Annotated in this window: 20 protein-coding genes and 2 tRNA genes; 5 read left to right on the forward strand and 17 right to left on the reverse strand. The window is 72.3% G+C overall.

Going from position 1 to position 21,990, the window contains the following annotated elements:
• Positions 1–447, forward strand: a 447-nt coding sequence (locus P3T39_RS24035; protein ID WP_280700909.1) for a phosphoenolpyruvate carboxylase, incomplete at its 5' end; no start/stop codon positions are given.
• A gap of 80 nt (positions 448–527) precedes the next feature.
• Here P3T39_RS24035 and P3T39_RS24040 read toward each other — a convergent pair.
• The 6 genes from P3T39_RS24040 to P3T39_RS24065 all read right to left on the reverse strand — a co-directional run bounded on the left by P3T39_RS24040 (position 528) and on the right by P3T39_RS24065 (position 5,408).
• Positions 528–764: a hypothetical protein gene (locus P3T39_RS24040; RefSeq protein ID WP_280700910.1), complete on the reverse strand. Its 237-nt coding sequence runs from the start codon at positions 762–764 to the stop codon at positions 528–530.
• A 194-nt stretch (positions 765–958) separates the two neighbouring features.
• Entirely contained in the window at positions 959–1,540 is a 582-nt protein-coding gene (gene pth, locus P3T39_RS24045) for an aminoacyl-tRNA hydrolase (protein WP_280700912.1), read from the reverse strand.
• Between the two features lie 107 nt (positions 1,541–1,647).
• Complete coding sequence (locus P3T39_RS24050) at positions 1,648–2,235, reverse strand: 50S ribosomal protein L25/general stress protein Ctc (protein WP_280700914.1); 588 nt, start codon at positions 2,233–2,235, stop codon at positions 1,648–1,650.
• A 285-nt stretch (positions 2,236–2,520) separates the two neighbouring features.
• Positions 2,521–3,498 carry a ribose-phosphate diphosphokinase gene (locus P3T39_RS24055; protein WP_280700916.1) on the reverse strand — a complete coding sequence of 326 codons (978 nt, stop codon included), beginning with the start codon at positions 3,496–3,498 and terminating at the stop codon, positions 2,521–2,523.
• A gap of 200 nt (positions 3,499–3,698) precedes the next feature.
• The gene (gene glmU / locus P3T39_RS24060; protein WP_280700918.1) at positions 3,699–5,174 is read right to left on the reverse strand and encodes a bifunctional UDP-N-acetylglucosamine diphosphorylase/glucosamine-1-phosphate N-acetyltransferase GlmU; all 1,476 of its coding nucleotides are present in this window, start codon (positions 5,172–5,174) and stop codon (positions 3,699–3,701) included.
• A 163-nt stretch (positions 5,175–5,337) separates the two neighbouring features.
• Positions 5,338–5,408 (reverse strand) — tRNA-Gln (locus P3T39_RS24065).
• Between the two features lie 244 nt (positions 5,409–5,652).
• Between P3T39_RS24065 and P3T39_RS24070 the strand changes: the two genes are divergently transcribed.
• The 3 genes from P3T39_RS24070 to P3T39_RS24080 all read left to right on the forward strand — a co-directional run bounded on the left by P3T39_RS24070 (position 5,653) and on the right by P3T39_RS24080 (position 8,025).
• Entirely contained in the window at positions 5,653–6,609 is a 957-nt protein-coding gene (locus tag P3T39_RS24070; RefSeq protein ID WP_280701071.1) for an acyl-CoA desaturase, read from the forward strand.
• A 220-nt stretch (positions 6,610–6,829) separates the two neighbouring features.
• Complete coding sequence (locus P3T39_RS24075; RefSeq protein ID WP_280701072.1) at positions 6,830–7,432, forward strand: TetR/AcrR family transcriptional regulator; 603 nt, start codon at positions 6,830–6,832, stop codon at positions 7,430–7,432.
• A gap of 98 nt (positions 7,433–7,530) precedes the next feature.
• Positions 7,531–8,025, forward strand: a complete 495-nt coding sequence (locus P3T39_RS24080) for a MarR family transcriptional regulator (protein WP_280700919.1) — start codon at positions 7,531–7,533, stop codon at positions 8,023–8,025.
• A gap of 168 nt (positions 8,026–8,193) precedes the next feature.
• On the opposite strand, the gene P3T39_RS24085 is transcribed toward P3T39_RS24080, so the two are convergent.
• The 7 genes from P3T39_RS24085 to P3T39_RS24115 form a co-directional block, all read right to left on the reverse strand.
• Complete coding sequence (locus P3T39_RS24085; protein ID WP_280700920.1) at positions 8,194–9,093, reverse strand: response regulator transcription factor; 900 nt, start codon at positions 9,091–9,093, stop codon at positions 8,194–8,196.
• A gap of 203 nt (positions 9,094–9,296) precedes the next feature.
• Positions 9,297–10,427: a galactokinase gene (galK, locus tag P3T39_RS24090; protein WP_280700922.1), complete on the reverse strand. Its 1,131-nt coding sequence runs from the start codon at positions 10,425–10,427 to the stop codon at positions 9,297–9,299.
• An 81-nt stretch (positions 10,428–10,508) separates the two neighbouring features.
• Complete coding sequence (gene galE, locus P3T39_RS24095) at positions 10,509–11,477, reverse strand: UDP-glucose 4-epimerase GalE (protein WP_280700924.1); 969 nt, start codon at positions 11,475–11,477, stop codon at positions 10,509–10,511.
• Positions 11,474–12,577 (reverse strand): galactose-1-phosphate uridylyltransferase, encoded by a 1,104-nt coding sequence (gene galT / locus P3T39_RS24100; protein WP_280700926.1) that lies wholly within the window; start codon positions 12,575–12,577, stop codon positions 11,474–11,476. Before galT ends, galE begins: the two co-directional genes overlap by 4 nt.
• A gap of 125 nt (positions 12,578–12,702) precedes the next feature.
• Positions 12,703–13,371, reverse strand: coding sequence for a LuxR C-terminal-related transcriptional regulator (locus P3T39_RS24105; protein ID WP_280700928.1), 669 nt, complete (start codon positions 13,369–13,371; stop codon positions 12,703–12,705).
• Positions 13,372–13,677: 306 nt separating this feature from the next.
• Positions 13,678–13,750, reverse strand: a tRNA-Thr gene (locus tag P3T39_RS24110).
• Positions 13,751–13,852: 102 nt separating this feature from the next.
• A complete protein-coding gene (locus P3T39_RS24115; RefSeq protein WP_280700930.1) occupies positions 13,853–14,248 on the reverse strand; it encodes a helix-turn-helix domain-containing protein in 396 nt (131 codons plus the stop codon).
• Between the two features lie 139 nt (positions 14,249–14,387).
• On the opposite strand from P3T39_RS24115, the gene P3T39_RS24120 reads away from it, so the two are divergent.
• Positions 14,388–14,984, forward strand: coding sequence for a flavodoxin family protein (locus P3T39_RS24120; RefSeq protein WP_280700933.1), 597 nt, complete (start codon positions 14,388–14,390; stop codon positions 14,982–14,984).
• 37 nt (positions 14,985–15,021) lie between these two features.
• Here the strand turns inward: P3T39_RS24120 and P3T39_RS24125 are convergent, their stop codons facing one another.
• From P3T39_RS24125 to P3T39_RS24140, 4 genes are all read right to left on the reverse strand, one after another.
• Positions 15,022–16,377: an MFS transporter gene (locus P3T39_RS24125; protein WP_280700935.1), complete on the reverse strand. Its 1,356-nt coding sequence runs from the start codon at positions 16,375–16,377 to the stop codon at positions 15,022–15,024.
• 118 nt (positions 16,378–16,495) lie between these two features.
• Positions 16,496–17,797: an SUKH-4 family immunity protein gene (locus P3T39_RS24130; RefSeq protein WP_280700937.1), complete on the reverse strand. Its 1,302-nt coding sequence runs from the start codon at positions 17,795–17,797 to the stop codon at positions 16,496–16,498.
• A 38-nt stretch (positions 17,798–17,835) separates the two neighbouring features.
• Entirely contained in the window at positions 17,836–19,752 is a 1,917-nt protein-coding gene (locus P3T39_RS24135; protein WP_280700939.1) for an ATP-binding protein, read from the reverse strand.
• Positions 19,753–19,799: 47 nt separating this feature from the next.
• Entirely contained in the window at positions 19,800–21,974 is a 2,175-nt protein-coding gene (locus P3T39_RS24140; protein ID WP_280700941.1) for an SUKH-4 family immunity protein, read from the reverse strand.
• Positions 21,975–21,990 lie beyond the last annotated feature (16 nt).

Below are 21,990 nucleotides of genomic sequence, written 5' to 3' on the forward strand. Positions count from 1 at the left end.
TCAGGCCTCGCCGCCGCCCGCGAGGCCGGACTGGGCGACGTCCTGAAGGAGATGTACGGACAGTGGCACTTCTTCCGCAACTTCCTGTCCAACGTCGCCATGACGCTGGCCAAGACCGACCTGCGGATCGCCCGCCACTACGTCGAGCAGCTCGTTCCCGCCGAACTGCACCACGTCTTCGACCAGATCGTGGCTGAGCACGAGCTGACCCTGCGTGAGGTGCTGCGCCTCACCGGCGAGAGCGAACTGCTGGAGCACAACCCGGTGCTGAAGCAGACCTTCACCGTCCGCGACGCCTACCTCGACCCGATCTCGTACCTCCAGGTCGCCCTGCTGCGCCGCCAGCGTGAACTGGTCGACCAGGGCCGCCCGGAGGACCCGCTGCGGGCCCGCGCCCTGCTGCTGACCGTCAACGGCATCGCCGCCGGCCTGCGCAACACCGGCTGACGCCCAGTCACCACAGGGTCCCTCAGGGGCTGGCGTGAGCTTTAGGAGCGCACGCCGGCCCCTGCTCAAGGTTTCCCTTGTCAGTGGATGGTGATCTGGCCCGCGCGCTTGCGCTTCACCCAGAGCGTCGCACCGCCCGCGACCATCACCAGGCCTCCCGCGACGGCGTACAGCCCGGCCGATCCGCCCACCTGTCCGGCGACCGGCGGCGACAGCTGCGCCGCGGCCGGCTCGGGCGTGACCGCCGTGTCGCCCGAGGAGTCGGCGGCCGCTGCCGCCGGTGCACCCAGTGCGGTGAGGCCGGCGAACAGTGCCACTCCGCCGACCGCACGCCCCACCCGGACGCGTCGTGACCGAATCACGGTCCCTACCCCCAGATCCATGCCCTCAACCCTGCGTGTACGGGCAAGACCGTATCGGATCGGGACGGTCGATCCCACACCGATCACGCCCGTATCGGACAAGCGTTGCACGACCGTTGTGCAAGGGGGCGCGCCGGATTGACAGAGTGTCAGGAGTTGTATGTGCCCTGGGCGCGCTCCAGGCCCTCGGTGAGCAGCGCCTCGACCGCGTCGGCGGACCGGTCCACGAACCAGTCCAGCTCCTTGCGCTCGGCGGTGGAGAAGTCCTTGAGGACGAAGTCCGCGACCTCCATCCGGCCCGGCGGGCGGCCGATGCCGCAGCGCACCCGGTGGTAGCCGGGGCCCAGCGACTTGGTGATCGACTTCAGCCCGTTGTGGCCGTTGTCGCCGCCGCCCAGCTTGAGGCGCAGGGTCGCGTAGTCGATGTCCAGCTCGTCGTGGACGGCGACGATCGCCGAGGTCGGCGCCTTGTAGAAGTCGCGCAGCGCGGTGGTCGGACCGCCCGAGAGGTTCATGAAGGTCATCGGCTTGGCCAGCACCACCCGCTGCCCGGCCAGCCGGCCCTCGGCGACCTGGGCCCGGCTCTTGTGGGCCTTGAACCTGGCACCCATGCGCTCGGCGAGCAGGTCCACCACCATGAAGCCGATGTTGTGCCGGTTGCGGGCGAAGCCGTCCCCGGGGTTGCCAAGACCGACGATCAGCCAGGGGCCCTCGTACACGTCGTCACTCATCGAACCGCTCCTCACTCGATTCCCTCATCATCCCGGACACGCCGCTGCCCCGGCCGCTCCTGGGGAGCGGACCGGGGCAGCGGTCGGAAAAGCTTTCAGCGCAAGGCTCAGGCCTCGGCGGTCTCGCCCTCGGCGGTCTCCTCGACGGCCTCGGGGGCCTGGGCGCCGATGACCTGCAGGACGACGGCGTCGGCGTCGACGGCCAGCACGGTGCCCTTCGGCAGGGTGATGTCCTTGGCGTGGATGGAGGCACCGGCCTCCAGGCCCTCGACCGAGACGGTGACGGACTCGGGCAGGTGGGTGGCCTCGGCCTCGACCGGCAGGGTGTTCAGCACGTGCTCGACCAGGTTGCCACCGGGGGCCAGCTCGCCCTCGACGAGGACCGGGATCTCGACGGTGACCTTCTCGCCGCGCTTGACCAGCAGCAGGTCGACGTGCTCGATGGTGCGCTTGATGGCCTCGCGCTGGACGGCCTTCGGCAGGACGTACTCGTCCTTGCCCTCGATCGGCACGACCAGGAGGGCGTTCGGGGTCTTCAGAGCCATCATCAGGTCGTGGCCGGGCAGGTTCAGGTGAACCGGGGTGTGGCCGTGGCCGTAGACGACACCGGGGACGAAGCCGGCACGACGGGCGCGACGGGCGGCACCCTTGCCGAACTCGGTACGGGCTTCAGCGGCAAGGCGGATCTCGGACACGACTGCACTCCTCGTGAGAACTGGCGCGGGGGTGCAGGCGACTGGCGAGAAGCCGCCGGGGCCACACCCTCAAGTACATTGGGGGCCACTCGGCGGCGGACGGTACTGCGGTCGGCCAGGAATCGGCCGAAGCAGCGCGTCGATCACGGATCAGGTACCCGTACGGGCACACGACATCCCTCGCCGAGCAGTCTCAAGAGTCTAACCGCACCCCCTGTCGAGCACGAAATCGGCCCCGGTACCTCGCGGTACCGGGGCCGTTCGTACTGGGAGCCTACGGGGGTGTCAGTGCACGCCCTCGAACAGGCTGGTGACCGAGCCCTCCTCGAAGACCTCGCGGATCGCGGCGGCGATCGACGGGGCGATGGAGAGGGTGGTCACCTTGTCGAGCTGGAGCTCGGCCGGGGTCGGCAGGGTGTTGGTGAAGACGAACTCGCTGACCCGGGAGTTCTTCAGGCGGTCGGAGGCGGGACCGGAGAGGACACCGTGGGTGGCGGCCACGATGACGTCGGCGGCGCCGTTGTCGAACAGCGCGTCGGCGGCGGCGCAGATGGTGCCGGCGGTGTCGATCATGTCGTCGACCAGGACGCAGACGCGGCCCTTGACGTCACCGACCACCTCGGCCGAGAGGATGGTGTTGGCCTGGCTCATGTCGCGGCGCTTGTGGATGATCGCCAGCGGGGCGTCCAGGCGGTCGCACCACTGGTCGGCCACCTTCACCCGGCCGGCGTCCGGCGAGACGATGGTCAGCTTGGTGCGGTCGACCTTCTCGCCCACGTAGTCGCAGAGCATCGGCAGCGCGAACAGGTGGTCCACCGGGCCGTCGAAGAAGCCCTGGATCTGCGCGGTGTGCAGGTCCACGGCCATCAGGCGGTCGGCCCCGGCCTGGCGCAGCAGGTCGGCGATCAGGCGGGCCGAGATCGGCTCGCGGCCCAGGTGCTTCTTGTCCTGGCGGGCGTAGCCGTAGAACGGCAGGATCGCGGTGATGCTCTTGGCGGAGGCCCGCTTCAGAGCGTCGATCATGATCAACTGCTCCATGATCCACTGGTTGATGGGAGCCGTGTGGCTCTGCATCACAAAGCAGTCCGCCCCACGTGCGGACTCCAGGAAGCGGACGTAGATCTCGCCGTTGGCGAAGTCCAGGGCCTTGGTCGGCACCAGTTCGGTGCCCAGGGCCTCGGCCACCTCCCTCGCCAGCTCCGGGTGGGCACGGCCGGAGAAGAGCTTCAGTTTCTTCTCACCCGACGTCGTGATCCCGCTCACTGCACCGTCTCCTCGCGTTGCTGCCGCACATGAACCCGCCGCGCCGCGCCAGGCAGGGCCTGACCGGTGGTCAACGGGGGATTGGGAGTACGCCCGGACACGGGCAGTCGGCCCAGTGGCGCACGTATGTACTCCAGGTTACGCGCCCCGGCCGGAAGCGTCCGCCCCGGGACCACTCCTCAAGATCCCCCGTAACCCGTTCAGTCCTCGACCGTCTCGACCGTCTCGGCGGTCTCACCCGTCGCAGCCGCGGCGGCACGCGCCGAGGCGGTACCGGGGCGCTTGCGCTCCACCCAGCCCGGGATGTTGCGCTGCTGCGCCCGGGAGACGCCCAGCGCACCGGCCGGAACATCGCTGATGATCACCGATCCGGCCGCAGTGTAGGCGCCGTCCCCGACCGTCACCGGGGCGATGAACATGTTGTCCGAGCCCGTGCGGCAGTGGGAGCCGATGGTGGTGCGGTGCTTGTTCACACCGTCGTAGTTCACCGTGACGGAGGCCGCACCGATGTTGCTGCCCTCCCCGATCGTGGTGTCCCCGATGTAGGAGAGGTGCGGCACCTTGGAACCCTCGCCGACCTCGGAGTTCTTGATCTCCACATAGGTCCCGGCCTTGGCCTTGCGGGCCAGCTTCGTCCCCGGGCGCAGGTACGCGTACGGGCCGACGGAGGCCAGCTCGCCGATCTCGGCGCCGAACGTCGTGGCGTTGCTCACATGCGCGTCGGCGCCGACCAGCGTGTCGGTCAGGGTGCAGTTCGGGCCGACCTCGCTGCCCTCGCCCAGGTGGGTCGTGCCGTGCAGCTGGGTGTTCGGCAGGACGACCGCGTCCGGCTCGTACGTCACCTGGACGTCGAACCAGGTGGACGCCGGGTCCACCACGGTGACGCCGGCCCGCATCGCACGCTCGACCAGCCGGGCGTTCAGGATCCGGCGGGCCTCGGCCAGCTGGACCCGGTCGTTGATGCCCAGGATGTCGCGGAAATCACCCGCGACGACCGCACCCACCCGGTGACCGGCCGCGCGCAGGATCCCCAGGGTGTCGGTGAGGTACTCCTCGCCCTGCGAGTTGTTGGTGTTCAGGCGGCCGAGCGCCTCCACGAGCAGCTTGGCGTCGAAGGCGAAGACACCCGAGTTGATCTCGTCGATCGCCCGCTGGGCCTCGGTCGCATCCTTCTCCTCGACGATTGCGGCCACCGCGCCGTCGCTCTCGCTGCGCAGGATCCGGCCGTAGCCGAAGGCGTCGGGGACGACCGCCGTGAGGACCGTCACGCCGTTGCCCTGCTCGGCGTGCGCCTCGACCAGCGCGGCCAGCGTGGCGGCGGTCAGCAGCGGGGCGTCGCCGGTGGTGACCACCACAGTGCCGTCCAGCTCGATCCCGTCGGCGGACAGCGACTCCAGCGCGGTGCGCACCGCGTGCCCGGTGCCGTTCTGCTCCAGCTGCACGGCCGTACGCGCGTCCGGGTACTGCTCCGCCAGGTGCTGCTGGACCAGCTCACGCATGTGCCCGACCACCACAACCAGCTGACTGGGCGTCAACTCCTGGGCCGCGGCGACCGCGTGGCCGACCAGCGAGCGCCCGCAGATCTCGTGCAGCACCTTGGGCAGGCGCTTCGACTTCATCCGAGTCCCGCCACCAGCGGCGAGCACGATCACGGCGGCAGGATTGTTGGCACTCACGCGGGAGGCTCCTCGGTCGGTTCGGGGGGAGGGTTCACAGTGGGGAGCCCGAGCCTCGGATCCGCACATCCGTGCCCAGGCAGCACCGAGGATAGTGCGATCACGGCCGAGTGGCGTTCGGCCCCCGGCCTGCTCTGCGCTCGGCCGAGGGCTGCACAGTGTGCTCCCGGAGGAGGATTCGAACCCCCATAAGCTGGACCAAAACCAGCTGTCCTGCCCTTAGACGATCCGGGACGGACGTACTGCGCCGCCCGTCGAGGGGCAGCGCGGTCCACAGCCTACGGGGTTCGGGCCCGGGCATCCACCACCAATCGCAAAGAGCCTGCCACGCCGCGTGCCCGCCGCGCCCGGGCCCGCACTGCGACACGTGCTCCACTCCGGGATTCCCTGCTGTGCAGCATACCTACGATGCCGTAGGTTACGGCTACGTAGGTTTCGTTGCTCCCCCGCCGCTCCCACAAGGAACGCAACCATGACCATGCAGGCCAGCGAAGCGCCCCCGGAACCGACCGAGGTCGCGGCCACCCAGCTCTCGGCCACCAGAGGTGGCGAGCGACAGGGGCTCGCCGAGCGGATCGCGCTCGCGCTCTTCATCGGAGTGCCGTTCCTGGCCCTGCTCGCGGCCGCGCCGGTCGCCTGGGGGTGGGGACTCGGCGTGCGGGACCTGGCGATCATGGCGGTGATGTACTTCCTCACCTGCCACGGCGTCACGATCGGTTACCACCGCTACTTCACCCACGGCTCCTTCAAGGCCAACCACACACTGCGGATCGCCCTGGCCCTCGCCGGGAGCCTGGCCGTCGAGGGCCCGCTGGTGCGCTGGGTGGCCGACCACCGCCGGCACCACCGCTTCAGCGACAAGGAGGGCGACCCACACTCCCCCTGGCGCTTCGGCGAAACCGTTCCGGCGCTGATGAAGGGCCTGTGGTGGGCCCACACCGGCTGGCTGTTCGACCAGGAGCAGACCCCGCAGCTCAAGTACGCCCCCGACCTGGTCCGCGACCCGGCCATGCGGCGGATCTCCCGGCTGTTCTGGCTCTGGACGGCCATCTCCGTCCTGCTCCCGCCGCTGGTCGGCGGCCTGCTCTCGATGTCCTGGCAGGGCGCGCTGACCGCCCTCTTCTGGGGCTCGCTGGTCCGGATCGCCCTGCTGCACCACGTCACCTGGTCGATCAACTCCATCTGCCACGCGATCGGCGAGCGCCCCTTCAAGTCCCGCGACCGCTCCGGCAACGTCTGGTGGCTGGCGGTGCTCTCCTGCGGTGAGTCCTGGCACAACCTGCACCACGCCGATCCCACTTCCGCCCGGCACGGCGTCCTGCGCGGCCAGATCGACTCCTCGGCCCGGGTGATCCGCTGGTTCGAGCAGGCGGGGTGGGCCCATGACGTGCGCTGGCCCGACGCGGAGCGGATCGCCGCCCGCCGCACCACGTGAGCGAGCGCTCGGGCGGGCGTGCGCGAGGGCGAGCGGGCGGGCGTGTGAATCGAGCTGGGGCATGAGCCGCTCCCTGCAGCATGATGTAGGGGTGAACGGGAGCAACGGAGACAGCGCAGGCGGCCACCACCGGACCTCGGCAGCGGGGGCCGCCGGCCCCGAGGCCACCCGTACGCGATCCGCTGCGCCCACCCGGACCGGAAAGGGCGGCCGGGTCCGGATGACCGGCAAGCAGCGCCGCGAGCAGCTGCTGGACATCGGCCGGTCGGTCTTCGCGGAACGCGGCTACGACGGCACCTCGGTCGAGGAGATCGCCGAGCGGGCCGGGGTGTCCAAGCCGGTGGTCTACGAGCACTTCGGTGGCAAGGAGGGGCTCTACGCGGTCGTGGTCGACCGCGAGATGCAGCTGCTGCTCGACATGGTCACCGGAGCGCTGACCGGAGGCCACTCCCGTGAGCTGCTGGAGCAGGCGGCCTTCGCGCTGATGGACTACATCGACACCTCCACCGACGGCTTCAAGATCCTCGTCCGGGACTCGCCGGTCGCCCAGTCCACCGGCACCTTCGCCTCGCTGATCAGCGACATCGCCACCCAGGTCGAGGACATCCTGGGCCTGGAGTTCAAGGCCCGGGGCTTCGACCCGCGGCTGGCACCGATGTACTCGCAGATGCTGGTGGGCATGGTCGCACTGACCGGCCAGTGGTGGCTGGAGGTGCGCAAGCCGCAGAAGGCCGAGGTGGCGGCCCACCTGGTCAACCTCGCCTGGCACGGCCTTGAGGGCCTGGAGCGCCACCCCAAGCTGGTCGGCGAGCGGAAGCAGTAGGCGACGCGGGGGCCGATTCGGGGTTTCTTGATGTCGAGATTGTTCATCTTGATGTCAAGAGGCTTCATATCGACACACCCACCGATACACTGATCCACATGGAGGACGAGGTCGACCGCCTGGTCGCAGCATGGCGCCGCGAGCGCCCCGACCTCGACGTGGGGCCGCTTGAGGTACTCAGCCGGGTCAGTCGGCTCGCGCGTCACCTCGACCGCGCCCGCCGCACCGCCTTCGCCGAGCACGGACTCGAACCGTGGGAGTTCGACGTCCTGACCGCCCTCCGCCGGGCCGGATCGCCGTACCAGCTCTCCCCCGGCCAGCTGCTCACCCAGACCCTGGTCACCTCCGGCACGATGACCAACCGGATCGACCGGCTGACCGAAAAGGGCCTGGTCAAGCGCCTGCCGGACCCGGACGACCGCCGCGGTGTCCTGGTCCGGCTCACCCGGGACGGCCGCGACCGCGCCGACCAGGCACTCGCCGGGCTGCTCGCCCACGAACGCGCACTGCTCGCCGAACTCAGCAGCGACCAGCAGCACGACCTCGCCACCCTGCTGCGGCAACTGGTCGCCCCCTTCGACAGCGCAAGCTGAGATGCCCCGGGGCGCGGGGAACTGCGGGGCTCCGCGCGGGGCGTGAGGACCGGTCTTCAGGGGCGCGGGGAACTGCGCGGCTTTCGGTGGGGCACGAGGGGTTGGTTTTCAGGGGCGCGGGGCCCTGCTTGATCAGCCGCGCCCCTGAGAATGCGCCGCAGGCATCTGTCAGCCCGGGCCAGGCCGGGCGGCCGTGGCGGGGAGGGGCGGTTCGGAGGGGCTGACGCCGGCGCGGCGGGCCACTGCCACGGCGGCGAGTGTGGAGTGCACGCCCAACTTGCCCAGGACGTTCTGCATATGGGTACGGACGGTGTGCGGCGAGAGATAGAGCCGCTCGGCCACCGCCTGGCGCCCGAGCCCGGCGACCATGCAGCGGAGCACCTCCTCCTCACGCGGCGTCAGCGTCTCCACCAGACGCTCGCTCTCCGTCCGGTCCCGCCGGGCGGACGTCAACTCCCGTACCACTCCGGTCAGCAGGGCCGGGGGCAGATGCGTCTCGTCGCGCAGCACTCCCCTGATCACCGTCATCAGACGCGGCAGCGAACTGTCCTTGGCGACCCAGCCGCAGGCGCCGGCCTGAAGCGCCCGTACCGCCCGGCCCGGGTCGTCCTCCGCTGCGAGCACGACCGCGCGCAGCGCCGGGTGCGTACGGCAGACGCGGGCGAGCAGGGCCAGGCCGTCACCGCTGGGCGCGAGCGAGGCGGTCGGGGCGGGGTGTCCGCCCGAGGGGATCGGCATCGCCGGAACGCGGTGCGGCGTGCCCAGCGGCAGGCCGGGAAGGCGCCGCGGAGCCGCGACCGCGGGGATCCGTCTCGCACCGGACTGCTGCTCGGGTTCGGCGAGCGGACGCGGGCGGCGTGGCGGCGGCCCGGCCGGGGCCAGGTCGGCGTCGATGAGGACGACGTCGAAGGCGCGCCCCTCGGCACCGGCATGCTCCAGGGCGCGCTCGGCCGCGAGTGCGCTCCCCGCTGCGCCGACCTCGACGTCGGATTCGGCGGCGAGTGTCGCCGCCAGTGCTTCGGCGAAGATGCGGTGGTCGTCGACCACCAGGACCCGGATCCGCCCCATCGTCGTACCCCCTGCTCAGGCGCCCGACCCCCACCGGTACCGGACTCAGCGTACGGCGTGGGAGACAGCTCGGCGAAGCTTTGCCGAACTTTCGCACCACCGCCGGATCGGACACCGGAAGTAGTGAACCAGAGCCCGCTCCAGCCATGCTGAGGAACTGTCATGTCGGTTTCTCCGAGCAGGGACGCCCGCCCGGCAGCCGGTCAGACGAGGCGGCGGGCGCCCTGGGACGGGGTGGCCGCGAAGGTGCGGGGACGGGCGTAACCCGCGTCGGCGAAAGCGGTGGTGACGGCCTCGGCGACGGCGTCCAGGGCCCCGGCGGCGACCAGGGCGAGGACGGAGCCGCCGAAGCCGCCGCCGGTCATCCGGGCACCGAGCGCACCGGCCCGCACGGCCGTGTCGGCGGCCAGGTCGGTCTCGGGGCAGGAGACCCGGAAGTCGTCCCGGAGCGAGGCGTGCCCGGCCGTGAGAACCGGACCGAGCAGGGCAGGATCGCCCGCGTCCAGCAGTGCCATGGCCTGTTCGACCCTGACGTTCTCGGTGACCACATGCCGGACCAGCGGCCGCAGTTCGGCAGGCAGCCGGTCGAGTGCCGGTTTCAGCCCGGCGTACGGGAGGTCGCGCAGGGCGCGCAGTCCGAGCAGCTGCGCCGAGCGCTCGCAACCGGCGCGCAGTTCGGCATACGCGCCGTCGGCCAGGTCGTGCTTGACCCTGGTGTCGATCACCAGCAGCCGCAGGCCCTGCCCGTTCAGGTCGAGCGGCACCTGTCGGCGGGTGAGGTCACGGGTGTCGAGCAGGAGCGCACCGCCCTCCCGGCAGCACATCGAGGCCATCTGGTCCATCACGCCGCAGGGCACACCGACGAACTCGTTCTCGGCACGCTGGGCCAGCAGGGCCAGCTCCGGCGCGGAGAGGGCGAGTCCGTACAGGTCCCGGTACGCGGTGGCGACCGCGCACTCCAGCGCGGCGGAGGAGGAGAGCCCGGCACCGGTGGGGACGTCGCTGTCGAACCAGAGATCCGCACCGCCGACCTCGTGTCCGGCCGCGCGCAGCGTCCAGACCACGGCGGCCGGGTACCTGGCCCAGCCCTCGACGCGTCCCGGCATCAGATCGGCGACCCGCAGTTCGGTGACCCGGCCGTCGCCCTGCTCGCTGTAGAGCCGCAGCAGGCCGTCGCTCCGGCGGCGGGCGGCCGCGCGGACGGTGTGCGGCAGGGCGAGGGGCAGCACGAAGCCGTCGTTGTAGTCGGTGTGCTCGCCGATCAGGTTGACCCGGCCGGGCGCCGCCCACACCCCCGCCGGTGCGGCGCCGTACACGCTGTGGAAGTCAGCCATGATTCCCCTCGGTCACTGTCCCCCGCTACGAACTGCCGATCACACAGGGCCCATCACGCAGCGCCCATCACACAGCGCCCATCACGAACCCGCGCCGTGCCGGTCCAGGGCGAACGCCCAGGCATCGGCCACGATGTCGTCCAGCTGCGAGCGGCGCGGCCGCCAGTCGAGCACCTCGTGGGCTCGCTGCGCGGAGGCGACGAGTACGGCCGGGTCGCCGGGACGGCGCTCGGCGGTGACGACGGTGATCTCCCGGCCGGTGACGCGGCGGACGGACTCGATCACCTCGCGGACCGAGAAGCCGCTGCCGTTGCCGAGGTTGCAGATCAGGTGCTCACCGGGCCTGGCGGCGTCCAGGGCTGCCAGGTGGGCCTCGGCGAGGTCGGCGACGTGGATGTAGTCGCGGATGCAGGTGCCGTCGGGGGTCGGGTAGTCGTCGCCGTAGACGGCGATGTGCGGGCGGTGGCCGAGCGCGGCCTGGAAGACCAGCGGGATCAGGTGCGACTCGGGTTCGTGCCGCTCGCCGTAGGAGCCGTACGCCCCGGCCACGTTGAAGTAGCGGAGGCTGACGGCAGCCAGGCCGTGCGCGGCGCACTCACTGGCGATCAGGTGGTCCACGGCGAGCTTGGTGGCGCCGTAGGTGTTGGTCGGGGAGGTGCGGGCGGTCTCGGCGATCGGGACCACCTCGGGCTCGCCGTAGACGGCGGCGGTGGAGGAGAAGACCAGCTTGCGCACGCCCGCCTTGCGCATCGCGCTGACCAGTTCGAGCGAACCGGCCACGTTGTTGCGCCAGTACTTCTCCGGGTCCGTGACGGACTCGCCGACCTGGGAGGAGGCGGCGAAGTGCAGCACCGCGTCGTACGAACCGTCCAGCACCTCGGCCGCGTCCTGGACGCGGCCCCGGACGAACTCGGCTCCCGCCGGTACGCCGCCCAGGAAGCCGGTGGACAGATCGTCGAGCACGGTGACCTGGTGGCCGACCTCCAGCAGGTGGCAGGCGACCACGCTGCCGACGTAGCCGGCACCACCCGTGACCAGGTACTTGTTCACGTTGCAACCTCCCGCAAGTGCTGTGCCGCCGCCTCTGGCGACACGTCGTTGACGAACGCGTCCATTCCGGATTCGACCCCGGCCAGGAACTTGAGCCTGCCCACCGTACGCCGGATCGTGAACAGCTCCAGGTGAAGCGCGAGTTCGTCACCCCCACGGGTGGGGGCCTGGTGCCAGGCCGCGATGTACGGCGTCGGTGCGACCGGGGCAGTCTGCCCCCGTTGGATGAAGAGCCGGTCAAAACGGCGCAGCAATTCGAGGTAGAGCAGGGGAAACTCCGCGCGTTCGGGTTCGGTCAGGCGGGTCAGGTCGGTGACCCTGCGGTTGGGGTAGAGGTGGCACTCGTAGGGCCAGCGGGCGGCGTACGGGACGAAGGCCGTCCAGTGCTCGCCCGCGAGGACCACCCGTTCGGGGTCGGCGCGTTCGGCGGCCAGCAGGTCCTCGAAGAGGTTGCGGCCGGTGCGGGCGCGGTGGGCCGTGGCGGCGGTGAGCATCTTGACGGTGCGTGGGGTGGTGAAGGGGAAGGCGTAGATCTGGCCGTGCGGGTGGGCCAGGGTGACCCCGATCTCGGTGCCCCGGTTCTCGAAGCAGAAGACCTGGCGGACGCCGGGGAGGGCGGCGAGGGCGGCGGTGCGGTCGGTCCAGGCGTCCAGGACCAGGCGGGCCCTGGCCTCGGTGAGGTCGGCGAAGGAGAGGCCGTGGTCGGCGGTGAAGCAGACCACCTCGCAGCGGCCGGTGCCGGGGGAGGAGAGGTGCAGCGGGTCGGGGCTGCCGCTGCCGCCGGTCGCGGTGCTGCGGGCCAGTGAGGGGAAGCGGTTCTCGAAGACCACGACGTCGTAGTCGGCGGCGGGGATCTCGCTGAGGCGGCCGTCCCGGGAGGGGCAGAGCGGGCACTCGTCGGCCGGGGGGTGGTAGGTCCGGCCCTGCCGGTGGGCGGCGATGGTGACCCAGTCGCCGGTGGCGGGGTCGCGGCGGACCTCGGAGAGCGGGGCGCCCCGCTCCAGCGGCCGCAGGTCGGGGGCGTCCCGCACGGCGGAGTCGTCCGCGTCGAAGTAGATGAGCTCGCGGCCGTCCGCCAGCCTGGTCATGGTCTTCTGCACGGCCTCCCCTTCCCGGACGCAGGATGGGAACATATTCAAACAGAAAGCACCATGAGTCAACATGTGTGCGCAACATGTCCCGCCAGGGGAGCGGACGACAGGTCGGGCGGCCGGGGCGCTGAACGTCAGGCGCGGTGGGCCCGGTCGAGGAGACCGGTGCGGGCGGCGACAGCGGTGGCTTCCAGGCGGGTGCGGGCGCCCAGCTTCATCAGGACCCGCTGGACGTGGGTGCGGGCGGTACTGGGGGCGATCCCCATGCCGGCGGCGATCGCGGCGGTGTCCTCGCCCTCGGCGATCCGCAGCAGCACCTGGACCTCACGGCGGGTCAGCAGCCGCAGCAGTCGCAGCGCGTCGTCGTCCGGCTCGGCCATCGGCCGGAGCAGCCGCTCGAAGGCCCCCTGGAGGACATCCACGGCGACGGCGGCCTCCCCCGCCCTGACCCGGACGATGGCCCGTTCCACGACCTCGATCCGCTCGTCGCTGCGGACGTACCCGGCAGCCCCGGCGGCGAAGGCGGTGGCGACCCGGCCGGGCTCGCCGACCGGACCCAGAACGACGACGGAGATCTCGGGGCGCTCCCGCCGCAGGCGGCGTACGGGGTCGAAGGCGTCCGGTTCGCCGGGACCCGCCACGCCGAGCAGGCAGACCTCGGGGCGGCGTCCGACGATCAGGTCACCGACCGCGCGGGAGGGCGAGCCGACCGCGAGTACGCGGTGCCCGCGCAGCTGCAGGGCCGTCGCCAGCGCCTCCGCCAGCAGCCGGTGGTCGTCGACCACCACGAGCCGAACGCCCATGGCGCCCTCCCAGTCCCAGCTCGGTGGCGCGAAGCGACACCACATGGCTACAGCAGTGCGCCGTCAGGCGCCGGTCAGGGCTTGGCCGTCATGAGATCGCTACGGCAGCCGGACGAGAAGCCCCTCCCTCGGAACGGGGAGGAGTCGCTGACGCACCATCACAGCGCATTCCGCACTCGATCCGCTAGGCCCTGTCCGGGGTCGGGGGTGCTGCCAGGATGCGTCTACCCGAATGTGCTGACGGGACACCAGCGGGATGCGAAGAAGGCCCCCGCCTTGCGGCGGGGGCCTTCTTGCTCTCTGCGGAGCCCCCATGCGGAATCGAACCGCAGACCTTCTCCTTACCATGGAGACGCTCTACCGACTGAGCTATAGGGGCCTGTCCCGCGGGTTTCTCTCCCGCTCGAACGAGGAAGACATTACCCGGTCATCGGCCCGAAAGTGAAATCGGCCGATCCGACGACGGCCGGCCGGTGCCGCACTACGCACAGGCCGCACCGTGGGCCGCGTCGAACTCCGTCCTGGCCTCCAGCACCGAGTCGCTGTTCTCCTCGACCCAGTGGGCGATCGGGACGACCCGTTCGGCGAGCGAGTGCCCGAGCGGCAGCAGGTCGTAGACGACACGCGGCGGCGTCTCGGGATGGACGGTGCGGCGCACCAGGCCGTCCCGTTCGAGCCCGCGCAGGGTCTGGGTGAGCATCTTGCGGCTCACCCCGACGACCGAGCGCTGGAGTTCGGAGAACCGCTGCTCGCCCAGCTTGTGCAGGCTGAGCAGCAACAGCAGCGACCACTTGTCAGCCAGCTCGGCGAAGACGTTCCTGCTGGGACAGAAGGCGGCGAAGACGTCGTAGTCGGGGTGCTGCTGCTCAGTTGCCATGCGATCCAGAGTACGCCGACGGTCTCTATCCCGCACTTGGTAACCAACGGAGACTTGGTCTATATTGGAGACCAGGCCGGGGAGGCGGCACCACGCCTCCCCGGTCCTCGCGCCCCGACGTCTCAGGAGTCAGTTCGCCATGACCACCACCCGCCCCACCGTCGCCATCGCCTACCACTCCGGCTACGGCCACACCGCTGTGCTCGCCGAGGCCGTTGCCCGCGGTGTCGTCACGGGTGGCGCCGAGGCCGTCCAGATAGCCGTCGACACCATCACCGACGAGCAGTGGGCCCAGCTGGACGCCGCCGACGCGATCGTCTTCGGCTCGCCGACCTACATGGGCACGGCCTCGGGCGCCTTCCACACCTTCGCCGAGGCCTCCTCCAAGCGCTGGTTCACCCTGGCCTGGAAGGACAAGCTGGCCGCCGGCTTCACCAACTCCAGCTCCAAGAGCGGCGACAAGCTGCACACCCTCCAGTTCTTCAGCATCCTGGCCGCCCAGCACGGCATGCAGTGGGTCGGTCTGGGCCTGCACCCGGGCTGGAACAGCACCAGCGCCTCCGAGAACGACATCAACCGTCTCGGCTTCTTCCTCGGCGCCGCCGCCCAGAGCAACAACGACCAGGGCCCGGAGGGCGTCCACAAGGCGGACGTCAACACCGCCGAGCACCTCGGCGAGCGCGTCGCCAAGCAGGCCGCCGTCCAGGTCGCCGGCCGCGCCGCCCTGGGCATCTGACCCGACGCGAGCACCGCGCCCGGCACCGGGCGAGGCGTCAACTCCCCCGAGCCGCCGTGCCCCCGACTCCGCCGAGGGCACGGCGGCTCCGTGCGTCCAGCGTGCTGCCGCGCGTCTCCGCCAGCGCGCACAGGCAGAGCAGCGACACCACCCCAAGCCCGGCCAGGTACCAGCCGACCGGCTCCGCCGTGCCGTACGTCCCGGTCAGCCGGGTCGCCACCAGCGGTGCCGTCGCCCCGCCGACCACCCCGCCGATGTTGTAGGTGAGCGAGGCCCCGGTGTACCGCACCCGGGTCGGGAACAGCTCCGGCAGATACGCCGCCACCGGCCCGAACAGGCAGCCGAGCACCACCAGCGCACCGACCACGGCCAGCGCCACCAGCGGTGGCCGTACCGTCTCCAGCAGCGGGAAGAGCAGCAGCGCCCAGCCGATCGATACCACGGTGGCGAACTGCAGCGTCCGGCGACGGCCCCAGCGGTCACTGAGACCGGCGGAGCACCAGGCCGCCGCGCCCTTCAGCACCGCTCCCCCCATCAGCAGGGCAAGCATCAGATTGCGGCCCACGCCCAACTGCTCGGTGGCGTAGGCCAGGGAGAAGGTGGTGGTCAGATAGAACAGCGCATATCCGACCATAGTCCCGCCCCCCGCGAGCAGCACCGTGCGGCCGTGCTCGCGCAACACTTCAAGGGCGGGGGCCTTGGCCCGTTCACGCTCGTCCGCGAAGACCGGCGTCTCGGTGATCCGCATCCGGACGAACAGGCCGACCGCGACCAGCCCGGACGAGGCCAGGAACGGCACCCGCCAGCCCCAGCTGCCGAACGTCTGCTCACCGAGCGTCTCCGAGAGCAGCAGGAACACCCCGGTGGCGAGGAAGAATCCGGCGCAGGGCCCGAGTTGCAGGTACGCGCCGTACCGGCCGCGCCGATCGGGCGGGGCGTTCTCGGCGAGCAGCAGCGCCGCACCGCCCCACTCCCCGCCCAGGCCGAAGCCCTGGAGGGTACGCAGCAGCACCAGCGCCGCCGGCGACCAGAACCCCCACGCCCCGTACCCGGGCAGCAGCCCGACCGCCACGGTGGACAGGCCCATCAGCAGCAGCGAGGCCACCAGCGTGGCCTTGCGGCCGAGCCGGTCGCCGAAGTGGCCGAACAGCAGCGCGCCGAGCGGTCGGCCCGCAAAGGCCACCGCGTACACCGAGAAGGAGGCCAGCAGGCCACCGGTGCGGCCGAGTTCGGGGAAGAACACCCGGCCGAAGCCCAGGGCCGCGGCGGTGCCGTAGATGAAGAAGTCGTAGTACTCGATCGTGGTGCCGATCAGGGCGGCGACGGCAACCGGACGGAGACTCGCACCGCCGGGCGACGGCGCGTCAGGAGTTCTTGCTGGTGCAGGAGTCATGACGCCCACAGTGACGCTCCGCCGACCTGCGACGACAGCGTGCACGCGGGTGATTCGGAAGCGCCGGTCCCGGCATCCGCCGGGGTGGTGCGCCGTCGAACGACCGCCCGGGCGGGGCCTAGAGCAGGCCGTCCCAGAGCTGCTCGACGATGACGGCCCACCAGTTCTCCGGATCGCCGAACACCGTGCCGTCCAGCGCGGCCAGTTCCCGCTGAAGGGCGTCCACCGCGGCGCCCGCGGCATACGGGTCGAGGCCGCGCAGAGCGGGCCTGCGGGCCGCGAACAGCGCCAGGCAGCGGACGTAGCAGGAGACGTCGGCGTTGAGGTAGCGGCCGGTGCCGTTGTCCGGGTCCACCGCCCAGAGGCGGCCGACGCCCGCGCCGGTGCCACTGCCGCCGTCGCCGCACTGGACGGCGATCAGCGCATGCCCGTCCGTGCCCAACAGGACGTACTCGGCGAGCACTTCGCGGGCCTGGTCGGGGACCCGGCTGCCCCGGCCGGTGGCGTCGAGGTGACCGGCGACGTCCACCAGCGAGGGCAGCACCTCGAAGAAGCCCTCGACCCCGACCGGCAGCCCGGCCCAGAGCAGGGTCTCGCGGGACGCCTCCGGGAGCCGGCTCCCCGAGAGGTCGACGGCGTCGAAGCGGTGCACACCGTCCGCGCCGAACTGCTCGGCCAGCCGCCGCCCGAGCTCCGGGTCGCGCTCTGCCTCGGCCGCCGGCACCGCGCGCGGGAAGGGCACCCGGTTGGGGCGCGGCGGCACCGGGCGGCCCGCGCCACGGAACAGCTGCTCGGTGGATTCGGTCAGTGCCCGCACCCCGGCGGCCCGGCGGTCGTAGCGCGGGCCGTAGTCCTGGGCGTACGAGAAGGAGGCGGCGGGCAGCTCGGCGAGCAGCGTCGCCGCGCAGTAACCGCCGGGCAGTTCGCACGGGCGCAGGTCGGTGTGGACGGCGAGGACGTCCTCCGGCGGGACGCCCTGATGCCGAAGGCTGCGCCAGGCCCGCACCTCGGGGTGGCCCAGGCCGGGTCCCGACATCTGGAACAGGCTCTGCTCCTCGCCCTGCGCATCCCGGTAGGTCAGCACCGCCGTCGAACCCGGTCCGGTGACCGGCGGCAGCGCCGGGTCGTACGATCCCGCGCCGAGCTTGTCGCGGTAGAGCTGTACGACCTCCTCGACCGGCACGGACGGCCAGGTGGTCAGCTCACCGGTCTCGCGGTCCACCACGGCACAGGCCGAGCCGACCTCGGCCGGTGCCCGCCGCTCACCCGTGGCCGGGTCGGCGGCAGCGGCCTGCTGCTCGGCCCAGACCGCCCAGCCGAGGTCGAACTCGTGCACCGCGATCGGGCGCCACTGCTCCTCGGGCAGCCCGCCGTTGATCCACTGGTGGGCCGCCTCGATCGCCTGCTCACGGGTCGTCACGCGGTCGCTCTCCTTCGGAGCCGGATGGGTGATTCAGACTATCGGGCGGCAGGCTCGACGTGCCCTGCGTGAGACCGGCCGGGCACCTGCCCGGGCTTTCGTGGTCGCCGGGCTTCGGCCCCCGATGCCGCCGCCACCAGGCACAGCGCGCTGACGCCCCGGGCATCGGCGAGCAGCAGGACACCGTCCGGGGTGAGGTCCGCACCCCCGAGGGGCTCCGCCGAGACGAACGCGGCCACCTGCTCACCGGCCGCGCCGCTGTCGTCCAGACGCCAGACCCGCAGGTAGTCGCCGCCGACGCTGAGCGCCAGACCGGCGGCGGCCCGCTGCTCGCCGCTCGGCCGGGTCAGCCCGTCCGGGGCGGCGGCCAGCGGCTCGCCCGTCCGGGCATCGAAGGCGACCAGCCCGGCCGTACCTCCCTCGGCGGCCGACCCGGCTCCGGGTCCTGGGACGACGGCCACCAGCGCGGCCGCGCCCTCCGGGGTGAGCGCGGCCGTGACGGCCGTGACCCCCGGGAGCGGCCTGGCCCAGAGCGTCCGCCAGGGCAGCGCGGACCCGAACTCGGCCGCCGCCACCCCGTCCTGACGGAAGGCGTGCTCCAGCAGCGCGGCCCGCAGCTCGGGCCCCGCCTCGTTACGGGTGAACAGCGGGGCCAGCCGGAGCCAGGTACGGGCCTGCGCGGGCAACGGCACGCCGCTCGCCACCAGATGCTCGACGGCGGCCCGCAGCGACACCTGCTCGGCGTGCAGCAGGAAGCCCGGATCGGCCAGCAGCTCCGGCAGCACCCCGCCGTCCAGCGCATGCCCGGCCAACTGCTCGCGCAGATAGGGCGCGGCGGCCTCCCAGCGGTCGCCGCCGCCCGTCGGGAGGGTGGCCAGCAGTGCCTGGGCGATCCGCCGCTGCGCCTCGCGGGCGGCGCTGCCGAAGCGTTCACGGACCTCGTCAGCGACGGCCGGGTGGACGATCCGGACGGCCGGATCGTCCTCCTCACCGTCCAGTTCGATGAACGGCAGCAGCAGCGCCTGCCCCTCGGCGATCGCCCGGGACAGGTCCTTGCCGGCCACCGCCGAGGCGAGCGCCGCCCAGAGTCCGAACGGCAGCGCGGCGCCAGGACCCGCCAGGGCGAGCGGCGCCAGAATCCGGCGGAGCGTCAGCTCGTTCACCCCGCAGCGCTCGGCGTGCAGGTCCAGCGCATCGCCGACGCCGCCCGGCAGCCTGACCGGTCCGCCCTCGGGCGTGGCCCGCAGCGAGTGGGCGGCGAGCTGGACCACCAGCGGGCTCCGGGCGTGACGCGCCAGGTCGACCGGAGCCACCGGCAGCCCGTCCACCGCCGCCCCGGCCTGGAGGGCCAGCGCCTCCTCGTCCGCCCACGGCTCCCGATCGAGGTCGATCACCCGCGCCAGCCCGGCGGGCAGCTCGCGCACCAGCCGGTCGGCCTGCGCACGGGGCAGGTCCGCGAGCAGCCGGACGTCCGGCGCGAGCGCGAGCGGGCGCAGCACCTCGGCGGCGACCCGGGCCGCTTCCTCCGTCGCCCGCAGCACCCCGGCCCGGTCCGTGTCGGCGACCACCACCGAGGCGGCCTGCCCCCTCGGCTCGGCCAGCGACCGGTACAGCTCCTCGGTGCGCTCGGCCACCAGACCCAGCTGGTCGGCCACCGACCAGAGCAGCTGGACGGCACTCAGCCCGCTCGCGCCGAAGACCATCGGCGCGGCCTGCCCGGCGGGCGGCACGGTGGCCGGATCCAGGGTTTCCAGGTCGAACTGCTCGCGGTACCCGGGCTCGCACAGCATCAGAAACCCTGTCAGCAGCCGTGACCGGCCGCTGCCCGGGTCTCCCGTCAGCAGCACCACCTTGGGCGCACCCTCGCCCCCGGCCCGCCAGAGCGCCAGCTCGCGCAGGGCAGCCGCCCGTCCGCCGACATAGGGATGCGGCTGATAGGTGGTCAGGTCGGTCACGTCGCAGTCTCCAAAGTCAGATGCCTGATGCCCTCGCCCGCCTGCGCTCAGCCCCAGTTGGCCGGCTCCAGGACGTACTCCCAGCAGTCGGAGGCCGCCGCCTGCGGATCGACACCGTCCAGCCACAGCCGAAGCTCGGCGAGCACCTCGTACTGGTCGGGCCCGTGGTGCACGCGGTAGACGTCCAGGTACCGGGACTCCAGCGCGACCATCGAGAGGAACGAGCGGAGGCCGGTGCCGACCAGCGGCTCGCGAGGGTGGTCCCACTCCGAGGCGTCGGCGGGCAGCATCCGCAGCACCCTGCCGTCGGCGCCGTCGAGCAGCAGCGGGCAGCCCATCCACTCCCCGAGGGGGTAGAACGGCCCGCTCCCGTCGGGCTGTTGGGCGTCGTCGACCGAATCCCAGGCCTGCGGCACGAAGCCCTGAGGCGTCAGCGGGTCCAGCCAGAGGCCGATCAGCCCCTCCAGCGCGGGCACGCCGACCTCGGTCAGCACCCGCCGGGTCGGCTCGTGCCGGACTCCCTCCGGGACGTCCTCCGGACGCAGCCGGTGGACGGTCTCCGGCCGGAAGGAGCGCTCCAGCAGAGCACGGGTGTCCGCGCCCTCCGCGGCTTCGTACGGCCGCGGAAGGACCTCGCCGTAGGGGAGGGCGAGCGGAGCCGGCCGGCTGTCCGGAACCCGGCGGAGCAGCGCGGGCTCGATCCTCAGCGCGCAGGTCCCCTGACTTCCCGCCACCACCAGCAGGTCGCCCACCGCGCCGAACTGCTCGGCGCCGGGATGGTGGAACACGCCCAGGCGGCGTCCGTCCGCCGCGTCGAAGACCTCGGCGGACCGCAGGCCGGGTTCGATGCGCAGCCGTGGTGCGGCCGGGGAGTCCTCGGGGAGCAGCTCGAGCTCGTCCGGCTCCTCGTCGGCCTCCAGCGGACCGGCCAGCAGCTCGCCGGTGCCGGCGTCCCGGACCAGCGCGTTCCCGTCCTCGTCCTCGACGAACACCGCCGGACCGCCCGCCCAGGACACCGCCGCGACCCCGACGGGTCCGGCGGCGAGAGCGGCCCCGGGCAGGGTGAAGTCGCCGGCGGCCCGCCAGTGGGACCAGGCCGTGGTGAACGGCAGCGGCTCCGGCGAAGCGGCGGCGAGCTGCGCCGCCCGCTCGAACAGGCCCCGGGTGAAGGCATCGTGGCTCAGCCAGGCCACCCACTCGCCGTGCGGGGCGCCCGCCAGACCGTAGCCGGTCAGATAGTGCAGGGCGGCGGCGTCCGTGCCCGGGGCGATGCCGTCCCGGTAGCAGGCGCCGAAGCCCTCCAGCAGTGCGTCCTGCGGGACCCGGGCGAGGGCGCGGGGGTCGGCCAGCAGGTCGTCGAAGCGCCCGGCCGCCGCCGCGTGGCCGGGCAGCGAACGGCTCGCCCAGTCCGCCGGGGTGCCGGCGAGCAGCGCGGCGGCCATCCGCTCGTGGACCAACTCTGCTGCCGCACCGGGAAGCTCCCTCAGCGCCTGGGCAACGGCGGCCGAACGGAGGCCGATCAGCGAGTCCGCGCCGACGGACAGCCAGGGAAGCTCGTCGGCCCAGGCGAGCAGCTCGTCCTCGGCCGCCTCGACCTCGGCCGCGCGGCACAGTGCGGCCCATGCCTCGACCGGGACCTCGCGGAGTTGGGCATGTGCCAGCGCCCGCAGGGCCGCTACGGCACGCGGCGGGACAGCCTGCCGCACGGCCTCGGCGACCGTCTCCCGTGAGGCGCCCGGCAGTTCGATCACCCGGCAGTCCGCCGGTCGCGACTGCGGCGCCGACGCCACCTCGGTGACCAGTCTGAACGGAGCGCGCTCCCGGGCATACCCGAGCGTGGTCAGCACCTGGGCGACCCGGGCGGGCTCGCCGCTGGTACTCAGGGCGCCCGCCCACTGGGTGTTGGCCACCAGGACGGTGCGGGGCTCCTTCTCGCCCCGGAAGAGACGCCCGAGGTCGTCGAGGCTGTCCACACCGTCCCGCTGGGCCGGGTCCAGCTGGTCGATCAGCCCCCGGACCAGCCCGTCCGCGCTCAGGCCGCCCGCGTCCACGTAGAGAGCCTCGGGGAACCGGGCCCGAAGCACCTCCAGCAGCGCGGTCTTCCCGGCCTCCGCCGCTCCCGAGGCCCCTGCCACGTAGAGCCGTCCAGCCCGTTCCGGGCCGCTCAGCCAGGCGCGGGCCTCCTCGACGGCGGCGGCCAGGGCGGCCTCGTCACGACTCACGCGAGATCTCCATCCA

Source organism: Kitasatospora sp. GP82, from assembly GCF_029892105.1.
In the GTDB taxonomy this organism is placed as follows: Bacteria; Actinomycetota; Actinomycetes; order Streptomycetales; family Streptomycetaceae; genus Kitasatospora.